We start from the raw sequence: 15,656 nt of genomic DNA on the forward strand, positions 1-15,656 counted from the left end.
GACCATCCTCGCGGCAGGCATGTCGCTCATCCCGGGTCTGGCCCACGCGGCCGACCCGGCACCGGCACCGGCACCGAACAAGGGGCACGGGCTCGAAGCTCCCGACGTGGAGCAGGACCTGGCCGAGGCGAGGGACTCCAAGAAGTTCGCCAGCCCCGCCGACCGCACCGAACCGGCGGCCCCCAAGGCCAAGGCCGCCGGATCCGCGCAGGCTCAGGCCGCCGATCCGGGCTACAAGGTCGGGCTGAAGGCCGAGACCACCAGTGCGCATGGGATCGTCCTGGCCGCTGACGTCACGGCCGAGAGCAGCAGCCAGTCCCTCTTTGTCACCATCGACTGGGGCGACCAGGGCAGCACGGACGGCTACGACGCCACCGGTTCCGACGCGAGGTCGCTGCAGCACACCTACGACGAGGTGGGCACGTACGTCATCACCGTCGACGTCGCGGACACCGTCGCCGGCACCTCCGTCAAGAACACGGTCACGGTCACGACGGACGGGTCCGAGTTCACCCCGTACACCCCGACCCGCCTGCTGGACACCCGTACCGGCGCGAACAGGGTCGCCCCGTACACCTCCACGCGGGTCAAGGTCGGCGGCTACGAGAAGATCCCGGCCGGTGTGACCGCGGTGGCCCTCAACGTCACCGTCACCAACACCAAGAGCGGCGGCCACGTCACGGCCTTCGCCTCGGGCACCGAGCGTCCGACGACCTCGAACCTCAACTACGAGCCCGGCCAGACGGTCCCCAACCTGGTCATCGTCCCGGTCGGCGCAGACGGCTACGTCGAGCTCTACAACGGCGGCTGGGAGTCGGTCGACCTGATCGCCGACGTCACCGGCTACTTCACCCGGTCCGCCGCCAGCGGCTACACGGCGATCGACCCGACGCGCCACGTCGACACCCGCACGGGGCTCGGCGTCCGCAAGGGCCAGATCGGCGGCTACGGAACCTTCAGCGCCACGATGATCGGCGGCGGCTACGTCCCCACCGGGGCCACCGCGGTCGCGCTCAACGTGACGGTGACCAACCCGAAGGACGCCGGCCACCTGACCGTCTACCCGAGCGGCAAGGCCGCCCCCGTCTCGTCCAACCTGAACTTCAGCGGTGGCCAGACCATCGCCAACTCGGTGATCGTCCCCATCGGCGCCGACGGCAAGATCAAGATCCGCAACGGCAGCTGGAAGGGCACCGACGTCATCATCGACGTCGTCGGCTACTACAGCCCCGCCAGCCAGGCCGCGTACGTGCCGTTCAAGCCGTTCCGCCGGATCGACACCCGCGACCCCGAGCTCTGGAAGCACGGCCCGCTGCAGGGCCGCTGGTACATCTACATGAAGCTCAGCACGGCATACCCGAGCGTCAAGGCCTTCGTCATGAACACCACGGTGACCAATCCCAAGGACACCGGTTTCCTCGCGGTCGCGCCGGACCCCAACTCGAAGGAGGCGTACGAAGGCGGCTGGGCGAGCGCGCCCGGCGCTCCCAACTCCTCGACGCTGAACTTCACGCCCGGCAAGACCGTCCCGAACCTGGTCCAGGCGAGCACCGGCTACAACGGCATCGTCGACCTCTTCAACGAGAGCGACCGCAACATCGACGTCGTCGTCGACATGTTCGGCCTCTACGACGACTTCTGATCCCGTCAAGCGGTGAAGGCGGCCGGCACCGGCCGTACGACAGCGCCCCGGCACTGGCCCCCGCCGGTGCCGGGGCGCTGTCCGGCGTACCGCGGGCACGCGCTAGCCTCGGCCTCCACCGACACCGTCTGGGAGGCTCCCGATGAACGCAGCTGGCCGGCACGAACCGCGCACCGCGGAACGGGAGTACGACCTCGTGCTCTTCGGGGCGACCGGGTTCGTGGGGGCGCTGACCGCCGAGTACCTCGCGGCGCACGCCCCCGCGGACTGCCGCTGGGCCCTCGCGGGGCGCGACCTCGCGAAGCTGGAGCGGCTGCGCGAGCGGCTGACCGCCTTCGACCCGCGCTGCGCGGACCTGCCGCTGCTGCGCGCGGACGCCCAGGACGCCGCGGCGACCCGCGAACTGGCCGCCTCCACCCGGGTGCTGGCCACCACCGTGGGGCCGTACGTCCTGTACGGGGCCCCGCTGGTGGCGGCCTGCGCGGCGGCCGGCACCGACTACCTCGACCTGACCGGCGAGCCGGAGTTCGTGGACCGGATGTACGTCGAGCACGACGCGCGGGCCCGCGAGAGCGGTGCCCGGATCGTGCACGCCTGCGGCTTCGACTCCGTCCCGGCCGACCTCGGGGCGTACTTCACGGTCGGACAGCTGCCGGCCGGGGTCCCGCTGACCGTGGACGCGTTCGTCCGCTCCAACGCCCTCTTCTCGGGCGGCACCTTCACCACGGTGCTCACCGCGCTGGGCCGCGGACCGCAGAACCTGGCCGCCGCCCGCGCCCGCCGGATGCACGAGCCCCGCCGGCCGGGCCGCCGGGTGCGCGTGCCCGTGGGCGCACCGCGCTTCAGCCGGGAGACCGGCACCTGGGCCCTGCCGCTGCCCGTCCTGGACGTCCAGGTCGTGGCCCGGTCCGCGGCCGCGCTGGAGCGGTACGGCCCGGACTTCCGCTACCGGCACTACGCCTCCGTACGGCACCTGCCCGTCGCCGTGGGCGGTACGGCGGCGGTCGGCGGGGTGGCCGCCCTCGCGCAGATCCCGCCGGTGCGGCAGTGGCTGGCGAACCGCTGGGAGCCCGGCCAGGGCCCGGACGCGGAGCGGCGGGCGCGCAGCTGGTTCAGCGTGCGGTTCGTGGGCGAGGGCGGCGGCCGCCGGGTGTTCACCGAGGTCTCGGGCGGCGACCCGGGGTACGGGGAGACCGCGAAGATGTTCGCGGAGTCCGCGCTCTGCCTCGCCTACGACGCCCTGCCCGAGCTGTCCGGCCAGCTGACCACCGCCGTGGCGATGGGCGACGCCCTGCTGGACCGGCTCCAGAAGGCGGGCATCCGCTTCCGGGTGGCCGCCTCCGACTGAGCCGCCTCCGACCGTGCCGCCACGCCCTACGCGGTGGCTTCGCGCAGGGCCCGCCGGCACAGGGAGTCGGCGTGCCGGGTGGTCTCCGGGATCCGGAAGCGCGGGCTCAGCGCCAGGGCGTGCGCGCAGGCGTTGTCCAGGGAGACCCGGTGGCCCACCGAGACGTACACGGGCTTGATCCCGTCCTGCGTGCGCAGCGCCCGCCCGACGACCTCGCCGTCGGGCGCGCGGAGCGGGGAGAGGTCCCCGCGCCGGTCGCCCGGTTCCTCGTACGTGAAGGTGAACGGGTTCTTCGCGACGCCGATGGCGGGCAGCCCGGTGACCACGCCGAGGTGGCAGGCGAGCCCGAAGCGGCGCGGGTGGGCCAGCCCGTAGCCGTCGCAGACGACCAGACCGGGCGTGACGCTCAGCGACTCCAGCGCGGCGAGCACGGTCGGCAGCTCGCGGAAGGCGAGCAGCCCGGGTACGTAGGGGAAGCTGACGCGGCCGACGGAGGTGGCCTCCTCGACGACCCGCAGCGTGGCGGCGTCGAGGACGACGGCCGCGGCGGCCACCAGGTCCCGCTCGTCGTCGTAGGCCACGTCCACCCCCGCGACGAGCCCTTCGCCGGGCGGGGGTCCGGTCTCGGTCAGGACGACCCGGCCGCGCAGTTCGTCCTGTATCGCCTTGGCTCCGGCATCGTCGGCGGGGATCTTCGCACTCGTCATAGTGGGCGAGAGTAGCCTGGCGATCATGTTCGTCATGGAGCTCACCTACACCGCGCCCGTCGAAGCCGTCGAAGAGGAGATGGACGCGCACATCGCCTGGCTGGACGGCTACTACGCCGCGGGCATCTTCCTCGCCTCGGGCCGCAAGGTCCCGCGGGACGGGGGTGTGATCCTGGCCGGCGGGGTGTCCCGCGCGGAGATCGAGAGGATCGCGGCCGGGGATCCCTTCACGGTGGCGGGGGTCTGCTCGTACCGCATCACCGAGTTCCTCGCGACGAAGACCTCGTCGGACCTGGCGACGGTGCGGGAGAGCCCCGTCGTCTAGGCCGTCGCTGGTCCGCGGACGGGGTGCGGAGCCCACCTTGGGCCTGTGGAGTGAGCGGAAACCAGCCGTACTGCGGACACTCCGGGGCCTGCGGAGAGGCCCCGGAGGCCCGCGCCACCCGTCACCCTGTGCGATCGCACAGGCGCGTTCAGGCCATTCGGTGACACAGCTCACTCCAGGTCGTGTGCACGGATTCGCCGCCACGCGCGTCTATCCCGTTGCCGGGCCCCCACCCCGCGGTCCGGCACGAGATCCGCCGCAAGGGAGCGAGCCTTGATCACTGTCATCGAGCAGGCCGTGCAGGCCCGACTGGTCGCCACCGCACCGAAGGTCGACACCGTGCCCGTCACGCTCTGCTACGACCGGTCGGATCCCTTCGCCGTCCGCATGGCCTTCCCCGCGCCCGCGACCCTGGAGGGCGTCGAGGTCTCGTGGACGTTCTCTCGGGAGCTGCTGGAGTACGGGCTGGACCGCCCGGCCGGCTGCGGGGACGTGCGCGTGCGCCCGTACGACGCCGACCGGACCACCGTGGAGTTCCACGCCCCCGAGGGGGTGGCGATCGTGCTGATGGTGACGGCCGAGCTGCACCGCTTCCTGGAGCGGGCCTCGACGATCGTGCCGCCCGGCCTGGAGCACCTGTACCTCGACATGGACCAGAGCCTCGCCGAGCTGATGCGCGACTCCTGCTGAGCCGCCCCCCTCGCTCCGGTTCGTTTTAATTCGTTTGCCCCGGCTCCGGCCGCGCCGTAGCTTCGTAGACGCCCCATCGCCGTCGAAACGGAGCAGGACGTTGTTCCTCTGAGGTCCGAGACACCGACCACCGCCCCTACCCGCGGTCCCCTGTGTCTCCCCCGCGTTGCACTCACCACTCACGCAACCTGGAGGCCTCCATGAGCCCTGCTCCGACGTTCATCACCTGCTCCGACCTGTCCTTCGACTGGCCCGACGGAACCCCCGTCTTCGACGGGTTCCAGCTGGCCGTCGGCCCCGGCCGTACCGGCCTGATCGGGCGCAACGGCTGCGGCAAGTCCACGCTGCTCAAGCTCATCGCCGGGGAACTGACACCGAGCGAAGGCCAGTTGGCCGTCGCCGGCACCGTCGGCCAGCTTCCGCAGACCGTCACCTTCGACACCTCCCTGCGGGTGGACGAGGCGCTCGGCGTCCACACCACCCGGGCCGCCCTGCACGCCATCGAGGCGGGCGAGGCGACCGAGGCCAACTTCACGGCCGTCGGCGACGACTGGGACGTGGAGGAGCGGGCCCTGGCCACGCTCGACCAGCTCGGCCTCGGCCGGATCGGGCTGGACCGCACCACCGGCGAACTGTCGGGCGGGGAGTGCGTGCTGCTCCGGCTGGCCGCCCTGCTGCTGAGCCGTCCGGACGTGCTGCTGCTGGACGAGCCCACCAACAACCTCGACCTGCGGGCCCGGCGCCGGCTGTACGCGGCCGTCGAATCCTGGTCCGGGGTGCTGCTCCTGGTCAGCCACGACCGGGAACTGCTGGACCGGGTCGACCAGATCGCCGATCTGCGCGACGGCGAACTCCATTGGTACGGAGGCAACTTCACGGACTACGAGGAGATGCTTGCGGCCGAGCAGGAGGCGGCCGAGCGGATGGTCCGGGTCGCGGAGGGCGACGTACAGCGGCAGAAGCGCGAACTGGCGCAGGCGCACGCCAAACTGGCCCGGCGCAAGCGGTACGGCCAGAAGATGTACGACACCAAGCGCGAGCCGAAGATCGTCATGGGTGCCCGCAAGCGCGCGGCGCAGGAGTCGGCGGGCAAGCACCGCATCATGCACACCGAGAAGCTGGCGGAGGCGGAGGAACGCCTCGACCAGGCGGAGCTGGCGGTGCGCGACGACGCCGAGATCCGGATCAAACTGCCCGCCACCCAGGTCCCGCCGGGCCGCCGCGTGCTCACCCTGAGCGCGCTGCACCCGGTCCACGGCGCCCCGGTCGAGGGCGAGTGGGAGCTGCGCGGTCCGGAGCGGATCGCGCTGGTGGGGGCCAACGGCTCGGGCAAGACCTCGCTGCTGCGCACGATCGCGGGGGAACTGGCCCCGCTGTCGGGCGAGTCGGTGACCCACGTCCCGGCCCGGTTCCTGCCGCAGCGGCTCGACGTGCTGGACGACGATCGCTCGGTCGTGGAGAACGTGGCGCGGTTCGCCCCGCACGCGACGAACAACCTGATCCGGGCGCGGCTCGCACACTTCCTATTCCGGGGTGCGCGGGCGGACCGGCCGGCCGGCACCCTGTCGGGCGGCGAGCGGTTCAGGGCGACGCTGGCGGCGCTGCTGCTCGCGGAGCCGGCTCCGCAGCTGCTCATGCTGGACGAGCCGACGAACAACCTGGACCTGGCGAGCGTAGGACAGTTGACCGATGCCCTGGATTCCTACGAAGGGGCGCTCGTGGTCGCGAGCCATGACGTGCCGTTCCTGGAGTCGATCGGCATCACGCGGTGGCTGCTGCTCGACGACGGGCTGCGGCCGACGACGGCCGAGGAGGTCCACCGGTCGCTGTGGCAGGGGTGACCCGCGCTCGCGGGTGCCTGCACGTGCGGGTGCCTGCAGCTGCGGGTGCACGCGCTAGCGCGGCAGGGGCAGTAAGGCCCAGGACTTGGTGCCGCCCATCGGGGTGAGCACCGGGGTGAGTCCCCAGTCCCCGCCGCAGGCCTCGACCACCGCCGACAGCAGCCACATCCCGCGGCTGCGCCGGCGCCGGCACTCCTCGCTCGCCTCGGGCGAGGAGTGCGCCGGGTGCTGGTCGAAGACCACGATCCGCAGCGCGTCGAACTGCCAGCGGACCTTGAGCACCATCTCCTTGTCGGGCGTGAACCGGTGCGCGCAGGCCACGAGTTCGGAGGCGGCCAGGGCCGCGTTGTCGCACAGGTCGGGCAGTCCGTGCCGGTCGAGCAGGGACCGCAGGGCGCCCCGGGCACTGCCCGCGCTGTGGGCCCCGCCCGGCAGGCCTATGGAGTAGCTCAGTTTCTCCGCCCCCGGCGGGGCCTGCCGGAACTCGTGGACCGACCGCAGGCCACGGAGAGTGCCCGTCATCGTGCTGCTCCAAGGTTCTGAGGTGCTGATTTCGCTGGTGGCCGCGGGGTCGAACAAGAGCTGGACATCGCCCCGTGTGAAACTTGCGCTACTGACCGTAGCGCAACGTGGTGCACAGTGCTACTACTTGTACGACCACTTCATCTTTTCTCATGGCATTTCCGGACTCGCGCGCACGCTCCCGCCTGCCCCCGACCGGAGGAGAGGGGACCTGTGCCACCGAGGAGCACACCGACCGCACGCCAGCAGCGCCTGGGATCCGAGCTGCGCAAACTCCGCGAGCAGTCGGGCATGTCGGTGCAGCAGGCCGCGGCGCTCATGGGGGTGGACCGCACCAGGATCCCCAACATCGAATCCGGCCGGATCGCCATCGGCGCCGAGCGTGTCCGCACCCTCGCCTTCACCTACGACTGCCCCGACACGGGGCTGGTCGACCTGCTCGCCTCCATGGCCCAGGAGCGGGAGAAGGGGTGGTGGGAGCAGCACCGGGGGATGCTGCCGCCCGCACTCCTGGACATCTGCGAACTGGAGCACCACTCCGTCGCGTTGCACACCGCCGTCACCACGCACATCCCGGGGCTGCTGCAGACCGAGGCGCACGCGCGGGCCGTCTTCGACACCGCCGATCCCCCGCTGCCCGAGCCCGACCTGCACGCGCGGCTCGCCTTGCGGATGCACCGCCAGCAGGTGTTCGCCCGCGAGGCACCGCCGTTGTACGAGGCGGTGGTGCACGAGGCCGCGCTGCGGATGCAGTTCGGCGGTCCGAAGGTGGCCCGGGCGCAGCTCGAACACATACTGGAGCAGTCGGAGCGGGCGCGTACGACCGTGCGCGTGATTCCGTTCACCGCCGGCGGCTTCCCCGGCGCCGGCCAGTCCTTCACGTACGCGGCCGCCACGATCAGCGAACTCGACACCGTGCAGCTGGACAGTTCGCACGGCTCGATGTTGCTGGATTCGCAGATGAAGCTGCTCCGCTACCGGGGCCTGCTGGAGCGGCTGCGCTCCCTGGCGCTGCCGGCCCGCGCGTCCCGCGATTTCATCCGCGCCGTCGCGCAGACCCTCTGACCGGGCCCGACCAGGCGCCGACCGGCTGACTGACCACCTGACCGGATCCGACGAGGAGACGAGAGAACGACATGGGCACGACGAGCACGACCCCGAGCACCCGGCCCGCCCCGGCGACCCCGCCGGAGACGGCCGCCATCGCCTGGGACGAGGCGTTCTGCAGCGAGGGGGCGAACTGTTTCCGCTTCGGCCGGGACGCCGAGGGGAAGGCGTACATCGGAACCACCGGCTCCGCCGCCTACGTCACCGACTCGATCGATGCGCTCCGTGCGCTGATCTCGGCCGTCAAGGCGGGAGCGGCGGACCACCTCCTGGCGTGACTTTAGTCCCTTCAGGCCACCCCGCACCCCTCTCGAACTGCATGGATAACGGCACGTAGCCGGACAGAAGTCCCGCTGGGGCTTGGCTGGTCTTGATGTCGCGCTTAACCTACGACTCCGTAGGCTACGGAACCGTAGGTAAGTCTTCTTTGCACCCAGGAGTACCCGTGACGATCACCTCTCCCCACCTCGGCAGCTCGGAGGCGTGGACGGACGCCAAGCTGCTGTTCGCGCTGGAAGAGGTGGTCGAGAAGGAACTCAACCGCCACCTGAAGGTCACCAAGGACTGGATGCCCCACGAGTACGTCCCGTGGAGCGACGGCCGCAACTTCCCCGGCTTCTTCGAGGACGGCGAAGCCTGGGACCCGGAGCAGTCCAAGGTCACCGAGATCGGCAAGATCGCGCTCGTCGTGAACCTCCTGACCGAGGACAACCTCCCCAGCTACCACCACGAGATCGCCTCGCTTTTCGGCCGCAACGGCGCCTGGGGCACCTGGGTGCACCGCTGGACCGCCGAGGAGGGCCGTCACGGCATCGTCATGCGCGACTACCTGCTGGCCTCGCGCGCCGTGGACCCGGACAAGCTCGAAGCATTCCGGATGCAGCACATGTCGGAGGGATTCGAGTCCGACAACCGCCACTCGATGCTCCACTCCGTGGCGTACGTCGCCTTCCAGGAGCTCGCGACCCGCATCTCGCACCGCAACACCGGCCACCAGTCGGGCGACCCGGTCTGCGACCGCATGCTGGCCCGCATCGCGCAGGACGAGAACCTGCACATGATCTTCTACCGCAACCTGCTGGGCGCGGCCTTCGAGATCGCCCCGGACCTGACGATGCAGGCCGTACGGGACGTCGTGGTCGACTTCCGGATGCCCGGACACGGGATGCCCGGCTTCGAGCGGATGGCCGCGCAGATGGCGATCGGCGGGGTCTACAACCTGCGGATCCACCACGACGACGTGCTGAGCCCCGTGATCCGCTTCCTGAAGATCATGGAAATCGACGGCCTCGGCCCCGACGGGCAGAAGGCCCAGGAGGAGCTGGGTCTCTTCATGGCGGGCCTGGACTCCGAGGCCCGCAAGTTCGACGAGCGGCTGGCCGCCCGCGCGGCGCGCATCGCCGCCCGCAAGGGCTGACCGCCCCGCCCGATCGCGCCCGCCCGCCGACCTGACCGGTTTCCGCTCGCTCGGGCGGGTGACGGGGATTGCCCTGGCAGAGTCCCGCTCTGCCAGGGTTTCGCGTCATGACCGCCATGACGCCGCTCCAGGTCGAGATCGACCAGCTGGCCCGCCTCACCAACGCCCTGGACACCTCGCTGGCCGCGCTGCGCGAGGCCCGGCGGGAGCTGGACCACGTACGGGCCGACCAGCTGGGCACGGCGGACCTCGACGCGGCGTGCGACGGCTTCCAGGAAAGATGGGGCCACGGCACCAAGGAGCTCGCCGGGCGGATCAAGACCGTACGGGAGGGCGTGCGCCGCAGCGCCGCCGAGTACGCGGAGCTCGACGAGGCCATCCGCGCGGCCTTCCGGCAGGCGGCGTCCGCCCGTGACTGACGCTCCCGTGACCGGTTCCCCCGCGCCCGGCTCCCCCGCAGCCGATTTCTCCGCGCTCGGCTTCGACCCGGCCCCGGGGAGCCCGGACGCGGTGCGGACCCTGGCGAAGAAGCTCCGCTCCTCGGCGGACCGCCTCGCGGAGACCTCCCGCGTCGTCGACGCCCTGGTCGCCCACAGCTCGGCCTGGCAGGGCGAAGCCGCCACCGCCTTCCGCGCCTCGCTGTCGCGGGAGCTCCCCCGCCACCTCCACGCCGCCCACACCTCCCTGGCGGAGGCCGCGCGCGGGCTGACCGGCTGGCACGACACCCTGGCCGCGCACCGCACCCTGGCCTCCCGCTACGCCTCCCTGGCCGCCGCCGCCACCACCGAGGAGGCCCTCACCGACGCCCGCCGGGTGGCCCGTGAACTGGCCTCGGAGCACTCTGCGGCGGCCCGCAGGGTGGCGCGCACGCTGACCGCGACGGCGGAGCGGCTGGCTCCGAAGGAGCCCGGGGTGCTGGAGTCGGTCTGGAACAAGATCGTCGAGGATCCGGCCGACGCCCTCTCGAACGCCGCGGCCATCCTGGGAGCCGCCGGTGCGGGCATCGCCCTCTTCTTCCCGCCGGCCGGGATGGCGGTCATGCTGGTCGCGGGCGGGCTCTCGCTGGCCGCCCTGACCACGCACCTCGCGGACCCCGGCTTCCGCAAGCCGCTGACCGAGGGTTTCACCCGGGGCAAGTTCGACGCCGCGTTCTGGAAGAACGGCGTGACCCTGCTCGGCGACGGCCTCGGCGCCGTTCCGGGCGTGGCAGCGGTCGCCTCGGGTGCGCGGGCCGGTGCGGTCGCGGCCCGCGCGGCCATGGCGGTCCCGGAGGCCGGCGCCCTGGCGGGCGTGTCCCCGGGCGCGGGTGCCTTCGCCCGCACGACGTGGAACACGGCGGACGAGCTCCGGAAGGTGGAGAGCCCGCTCACGGCATGGGCGCTGCGGTCGTCGACGCCCGAGGTCAGGGAGCGGGTGGGGGTGGCCGTGGCCGGCACCGGAGCGGCCACGGCCGCCGCCGACTACACCGGTGACGACGCCGCCGTGGACCGCGGCTCCACGGCGGTGGACGGCACCCGCCTCGTGGTGGAGGACGGCCCGTCCACGGCCGCCAAGTCGGCCCGCCTCTGGACGCTGGTGCAGCCGTGACGCACCACGCCGTCCCGCCCGTCTGGTTCCGGCTGCCTCCCGGGTTCCACGACATCGGCCCCGGGGACCGGGACGCCCTGGAGGAGGTCGCCGCGGTCCTGGAGGGCCTGGCCGGCTTTGGCGACGGCACGGACGCGGCCGCCGGTTCGACTGCCGGTCCGGCCGCCGGAGCGGGTGCGGGGTCGCAACTCGGGCTGCTGATGGACCGCCTCGACGAGCTCGCCGGTCAACCCGGCCTGCACCTGGTCCACACCGCGGTCGGCCTCCACCCCGAGGGGCCCGAGTCCGTCTCCACCTCGCTGTTCTCCCTCTCCGTCCGGCCCGCCGAAGAGCCCGGGTCCGCAGCCGGCGCCGCGGCGGGTGTGGCGCGTACGGCACTGGCCCTCGCCCGGTCGACACCCGGAAGCGGCGCGACGCGCAGCATCGTCGACCTGGCATCGGGCCTGCCGTGCGCCCTGGTCTGCGGGATCGTGCCCGCCCCCGGCACCGGCCGTGGGCTGTTCCAGGCCAGGGCCGTCACGGCCCATCCGGAGGGACGCCACCTGTTCCTGCTCGACCTCACCAGCGCGGCCACCGAGCACGCCGGTGCGTACGCCGCCATCCTGGAGGCGGTCGCGCACACGATCGCCTTCGCCGATCCCGGGCCCCGGCCGCCCGGGCCGCAGTGCGGCGCCGGGACCTCCCGGATCCTGGAACTGCTGGGGTGACGCCGCCCGTCGGGGGCGGCGCGGCCGGGGACCGTACGCCGGGTCAGGGCCGGCGGCGCAGGGCCTGGCGCTCGGACTCGGACAGGCCGCCCCAGACTCCGAAGCGTTCGTCGTTGGTCAGGGCGTAGTCCAGGCAGGCCTTGCGGCCCTCGCAGGCCCCGCACAGCCGCTTCGCGTCGCGCAGCGAGGAGCCGGGCTCCGGGAAGAAGAAGCCCGGGCCCGTCTGGGCGCAGAGGGCGAGCTCGTACCAGGCCGGGGCGGCGCCGGCCGTGGTGGTGGCGGTATCGGTAGCGGTGGTGTTCATCGACATGCCGCAGAGCCTGTCCGCTCGTGATGGACGTCCGATCAACGCCTGATCAACAGCGCAGAGTGAACGACCGTGCGTGCGATGACTTCGGTACCATGACGGTATGGCAGACGGACGCGTGGAGCGCGGGAACCAGACCCGGCGGACCGTCCTGGAACGGACGATGAGCACCGCCTCGATGGACGGCCTGGAAGGGCTGTCCCTGGGGAAGATCGCCACGGAACTGGGGCTGAGCAAGAGCGGCGTGTTCGCCCTCTTCGGATCCAAGGAGGAGCTGCAGCTCGCCACCGTGCAGGCGGCCCGTGACGTCTTCGTCGAGGAGGTCGTGCGTCCCGTACGGGACGAGCCCGCCGGGATCGCCAAGGTGTGGCGGCTGTGCGAGAGCTGGATCGACTACTCCGGCCGCCGGGTCTTCCCGGGCGGCTGCTTCTTCTACTCCGCCGCCGCCGAGTTCGATTCGCGCCCCGGGCCCGTCCACGACGAGATCGCCAGGACCCGCGCCGCCTGGACGCGGTACGTCGAGCGGCTGCTCGACGAGGCCCGGCTTGCCGGCGGGTTCCGTGACGCGGCCGCGACCGATGCCGAATCCGATGCCGGTGCCGATGTCGTGGAACAGCTCGCCTTCGAGATCATGGCGATGATGGAGCTGGCCAACGCGCACTCCGTGCTGCACGAGGACACCACGGCCTACGACCGTGCCGCGCGGGGCATCCTGGCCCGGCTGCGCGCGGCGACGGCCGCCCCGGAGGAACTCCCGGAGCGGCCGCCCGTACTCGCTTTCCCGGTCGCCGGTTTCTCCGTCGGCGACGCACCGGCCGTCAGTCTCCCGGCCGCTTCGGCTTCGTCGGACCGCTGAGCCGCATCGTGGCTCCCGCGACCGCCGCGGCGAGCGCGGCGAGCGCGATCAGCAAGAAGATCCCGTGCCAGTCCTCGTGGGGGCCGCCCCCGGTCAGCAGGGCCGCCGCACCGGCGACTCCGAGCGCCCCGCCGAGCTGGCGGGCCGTCATCAGCAGGCCGGTACCGGCCGCGAAGCGCTGCGGCGGGAGTCCGGCGGAGGCCGTGGTCGAGAGCGCGGTCATCACGGCTCCGATGCCGAGACCTCCGAGGAGCGCGGCGGGCAGGAAGATCTGGACGTACGAGGTGGACTCCGCGACCCACCCCCACAGCAGCAGGGCGTTGGCGGCGAAGAGCAGCGATCCGACGGTGACGGCGGCCCCGTGGAGGCGGTGGGGAACCCGACGGCCCACGAAGAGCGAGGCCGCCATGGCGAGGAGGGCGCCCGGCGTGACGCCGACGCCGGCTTGCAGGGCCGAGTAGTCCCAGCGCTCGACGAGGTAGGACGGGCCCATCAGCAGCCACGCGTACATGGCGACGCCGAAGAGCAGGGCCCCGATGTTGGCACGGGCGAACAGCGGGTCGCGCCACAGGTCCCGGTCGACGGCCGGGGCGGGGTGACTGCGCGAACGGCGCAGTGCGAGGGTGCCCGCCAGGGCCCCGCCGATGACCAGCACGAGCACCTTGGGGTCGGTCCAGCCCCACTCCGTGCCCTGGGAGAGCCCGGCCACCACTCCCCCGATGCCGAGCGCGAGGGCCGTCGTACCGACGGGGTCGGGGAGCCGGCGGCCGGTGCGCGGCTCCTTGGGGAGGACGCGGGCGGCCACCCAGCCGACGGCGAGGCCGAGCGGGACGTTGATGAGGAAGATCGCGCGCCAGTCCCACCACTCGACGAGGAGTCCGCCGATGCTCGGGCCGACGGCGGCGGCCAGTCCGCCCGCCGCGGACCATGCTCCGAGGGCGGCGGCCCGGCGGGCGGGCGGCGTGTGGGCGAGTACGAGGCCCAGCGCGGCGGGGATCATCCCGGCGGCGGCCGCTCCCTGGAGGGCGCGGGCCAGGATGAGCAGCTCGGCGGTGGGGGCCGCGCTGGCGGCGAGCGAGGTCAGGGTGAAGGCGAGGGTCGAGCCGAGGAACAGGGCCCGGCGGCCCAGGGTGTCCGCGAGCCGGCCGGCCGCGGCGAGCAGGGCGGCGAACAGGACGGCGTAGGCGCTGACGACCCAGGTCAGGCGGGCCAGCGACACCTCGGGGAAGGCCCGGCGCAGGTCGGGGAAGGCGATGTTGACGACGGTGGAGTCGAGGAAGGCGAGGAAGGTGACGGCGCTGGCCAGCAGGAGCACCTGCCCGCCGCCGGGGCCGGATGCGGGGGCGGGGGCGGGTGCGGGGGCAGGCACGGTAGGGGAGCCGGGCGCGGCGGACGCTTGCGCGGAGGCCGAGGCGGCGACGGGCGCGGGTGCGCCGGGTTCGGGACGGGTGGAGGTCATCGGGTGGCTCCTGCGTTCTCGGCGGCCGGGCTCGGCGCGAGGGTCTGCGAGTGGGGCTGGGCAGGGGTCTGAGCAGAGGTCAGCGCAGGGGTCTGCGACGGGGGTGCGTTCAGGAACTCGACGGCGGCCGCGACGACTTCCGGGTCGAGGAGGATGCGGCGGTGGCCGAGTCCGCTCGTCTCGATCAGTCGGGCCCGCTCCCCGTAGGCCGCCGCGATGGCGCGGGACTGGGTGGGGGCCGCGGTGTCGTCGTCCGCGTCGTGCACGAGCAGGATCTCCGCGGGGATCTCCTCGGGGTGGTGGCACGCGTCGAAGCGGGGCCAGATGCCGGGCTCGCCCGGGAAGAGCCGGAGCTGGATGTGGCGCCGCATGGCGTCCTCGACGGCCTGGTTCACGCCCAGCAGCGCACGGAACCGCTCGGTGAGGAAGCCGAAGTCGGCGATGGATCCGATCCCGACGATCCGGTCGGCCGGGATCCCGTCCCGCAGCGCGAAGAAGGTGGACAGCACCCCGAAGGAGTGGGCCAGGACGCCCGAGAACTCCCCGTACTGCGCCCGCAGTCGGCGGATGATCTCGCGCTGCCGGAGGATGGTGGTGGCCCGGCCGCCGGACGCGCCGTGACCGGGTGCGTCGAAGGAGACCACGGTCCGGCCCTCGGCCAGCAGCGCCTCGACGAACGCAGCGAAGCGCGAGGCGCGCGAGGTCCAGCCGTGCACGATGAGCACCGGCCGCTCGCCGTCGCCCCATCGGTACGTGGTCACGGGTATCCCGTCCACGACGAGCCGCCCGGTCACGGCCCGTGCCATGACCCCGGCCTCGCCCGGCTTCACCTTCGGCCGGCCGAGCGGCCGCACGAACAGCGCGAAGGCCACCCGCCCGACCGGGCCCGGGGCGACCCGGGCGGTGATGTTGAGGGTGGTGCTCAGGAGTGAAGCCATGGGGTGCATGCCCGGTTCTCCGGATCTCCTCAGAGTGGCCAGACGGAGCTGGCGGGTCAGGATGATGGAAAAATATTAGCACGACCGTTCGTGTTGTTATGGAGAGATCACGTGGGCAGGCATCCGGGCGCGGCCGCCCCCATCGACGAAGGTAGACGATGTGGATTCACAAACCGGGACGAACTTCCTTCGCCATCAGGGAC

The 15,656-nt window shown here is 72.5% G+C and carries 17 protein-coding genes; 12 read left to right on the forward strand and 5 right to left on the reverse strand.

Going from position 1 to position 15,656, the window contains the following annotated elements:
* Nucleotides 1–19: 19 nt before the first annotated feature.
* Both ACZ60J_RS11630 and ACZ60J_RS11635 read left to right on the forward strand, forming a co-directional pair.
* Nucleotides 20–1,642 (forward strand): hypothetical protein, encoded by a 1,623-nt coding sequence (locus ACZ60J_RS11630; protein ID WP_469680887.1) that lies wholly within the window; start codon nt 20–22, stop codon nt 1,640–1,642.
* Between the two features lie 142 nt (nt 1,643–1,784).
* The gene (locus tag ACZ60J_RS11635; RefSeq protein ID WP_469680889.1) at nt 1,785–2,990 is read left to right on the forward strand and encodes a saccharopine dehydrogenase family protein; all 1,206 of its coding nucleotides are present in this window, start codon (nt 1,785–1,787) and stop codon (nt 2,988–2,990) included.
* 26 nt (nt 2,991–3,016) lie between these two features.
* Here the strand turns inward: ACZ60J_RS11635 and ACZ60J_RS11640 are convergent, their stop codons facing one another.
* Complete coding sequence (locus ACZ60J_RS11640) at nt 3,017–3,697, reverse strand: endonuclease V (RefSeq protein ID WP_469680891.1); 681 nt, start codon at nt 3,695–3,697, stop codon at nt 3,017–3,019.
* 25 nt (nt 3,698–3,722) lie between these two features.
* Here ACZ60J_RS11640 and ACZ60J_RS11645 point away from each other — a divergent pair, with 25 nt between their 5' ends.
* The 3 genes from ACZ60J_RS11645 to ACZ60J_RS11655 all read left to right on the forward strand — a co-directional run bounded on the left by ACZ60J_RS11645 (nt 3,723) and on the right by ACZ60J_RS11655 (nt 6,553).
* Nucleotides 3,723–4,022: a YciI family protein gene (locus ACZ60J_RS11645; protein ID WP_469680893.1), complete on the forward strand. Its 300-nt coding sequence runs from the start codon at nt 3,723–3,725 to the stop codon at nt 4,020–4,022.
* Nucleotides 4,023–4,295: 273 nt separating this feature from the next.
* Nucleotides 4,296–4,712, forward strand: coding sequence for a spore wall synthesis regulator SsgD (gene ssgD, locus ACZ60J_RS11650; RefSeq protein WP_383952908.1), 417 nt, complete (start codon nt 4,296–4,298; stop codon nt 4,710–4,712).
* Nucleotides 4,713–4,912: 200 nt separating this feature from the next.
* The gene (locus tag ACZ60J_RS11655; RefSeq protein ID WP_469680895.1) at nt 4,913–6,553 is read left to right on the forward strand and encodes an ABC-F family ATP-binding cassette domain-containing protein; all 1,641 of its coding nucleotides are present in this window, start codon (nt 4,913–4,915) and stop codon (nt 6,551–6,553) included.
* 54 nt (nt 6,554–6,607) lie between these two features.
* Here the strand turns inward: ACZ60J_RS11655 and ACZ60J_RS11660 are convergent, their stop codons facing one another.
* A complete protein-coding gene (locus tag ACZ60J_RS11660; RefSeq protein ID WP_469680897.1) occupies nt 6,608–7,075 on the reverse strand; it encodes an ATP-binding protein in 468 nt (155 codons plus the stop codon).
* A 213-nt stretch (nt 7,076–7,288) separates the two neighbouring features.
* Between ACZ60J_RS11660 and ACZ60J_RS11665 the strand changes: the two genes are divergently transcribed.
* The 6 genes from ACZ60J_RS11665 to ACZ60J_RS11690 all read left to right on the forward strand — a co-directional run bounded on the left by ACZ60J_RS11665 (nt 7,289) and on the right by ACZ60J_RS11690 (nt 11,893).
* Nucleotides 7,289–8,140: a helix-turn-helix domain-containing protein gene (locus ACZ60J_RS11665; protein ID WP_469680899.1), complete on the forward strand. Its 852-nt coding sequence runs from the start codon at nt 7,289–7,291 to the stop codon at nt 8,138–8,140.
* 71 nt (nt 8,141–8,211) lie between these two features.
* The gene (locus ACZ60J_RS11670) at nt 8,212–8,460 is read left to right on the forward strand and encodes a hypothetical protein (protein WP_469680901.1); all 249 of its coding nucleotides are present in this window, start codon (nt 8,212–8,214) and stop codon (nt 8,458–8,460) included.
* A 167-nt stretch (nt 8,461–8,627) separates the two neighbouring features.
* A complete protein-coding gene (locus tag ACZ60J_RS11675) occupies nt 8,628–9,599 on the forward strand; it encodes an acyl-ACP desaturase (RefSeq protein ID WP_469680903.1) in 972 nt (323 codons plus the stop codon).
* Between the two features lie 107 nt (nt 9,600–9,706).
* Nucleotides 9,707–10,018: a hypothetical protein gene (locus ACZ60J_RS11680; RefSeq protein WP_274550396.1), complete on the forward strand. Its 312-nt coding sequence runs from the start codon at nt 9,707–9,709 to the stop codon at nt 10,016–10,018.
* Nucleotides 10,011–11,186, forward strand: coding sequence for a WXG100 family type VII secretion target (locus ACZ60J_RS11685; protein WP_469680905.1), 1,176 nt, complete (start codon nt 10,011–10,013; stop codon nt 11,184–11,186). The genes ACZ60J_RS11680 and ACZ60J_RS11685 overlap by 8 nt, the downstream gene beginning before the upstream one ends.
* The gene (locus ACZ60J_RS11690; protein WP_469680907.1) at nt 11,183–11,893 is read left to right on the forward strand and encodes a hypothetical protein; all 711 of its coding nucleotides are present in this window, start codon (nt 11,183–11,185) and stop codon (nt 11,891–11,893) included. Before ACZ60J_RS11685 ends, ACZ60J_RS11690 begins: the two co-directional genes overlap by 4 nt.
* A 43-nt stretch (nt 11,894–11,936) precedes the next feature.
* On the opposite strand, the gene ACZ60J_RS11695 is transcribed toward ACZ60J_RS11690, so the two are convergent.
* Nucleotides 11,937–12,203 carry a WhiB family transcriptional regulator gene (locus ACZ60J_RS11695; protein ID WP_469680909.1) on the reverse strand — a complete coding sequence of 89 codons (267 nt, stop codon included), beginning with the start codon at nt 12,201–12,203 and terminating at the stop codon, nt 11,937–11,939.
* 100 nt (nt 12,204–12,303) lie between these two features.
* On the opposite strand from ACZ60J_RS11695, the gene ACZ60J_RS11700 reads away from it, so the two are divergent.
* On the forward strand, nt 12,304–13,056 hold the full coding sequence (locus ACZ60J_RS11700; protein WP_469680911.1) for a TetR/AcrR family transcriptional regulator: 753 nt from the start codon (nt 12,304–12,306) through the stop codon (nt 13,054–13,056).
* On the opposite strand, the gene ACZ60J_RS11705 is transcribed toward ACZ60J_RS11700, so the two are convergent.
* Together ACZ60J_RS11705 and ACZ60J_RS11710 are read right to left on the reverse strand one after the other, a co-directional pair.
* On the reverse strand, nt 13,019–14,515 hold the full coding sequence (locus ACZ60J_RS11705; protein WP_469680913.1) for a DHA2 family efflux MFS transporter permease subunit: 1,497 nt from the start codon (nt 14,513–14,515) through the stop codon (nt 13,019–13,021). The genes ACZ60J_RS11700 and ACZ60J_RS11705 overlap by 38 nt on opposite strands.
* Nucleotides 14,512–15,453, reverse strand: coding sequence for an alpha/beta hydrolase (locus tag ACZ60J_RS11710; protein WP_469680915.1), 942 nt, complete (start codon nt 15,451–15,453; stop codon nt 14,512–14,514). The genes ACZ60J_RS11705 and ACZ60J_RS11710 overlap by 4 nt, the downstream gene beginning before the upstream one ends.
* Between the last annotated feature and the right edge of the window lie 203 nt (nt 15,454–15,656).

Source organism: Streptomyces sp. NPDC104226, from assembly GCF_055584085.1.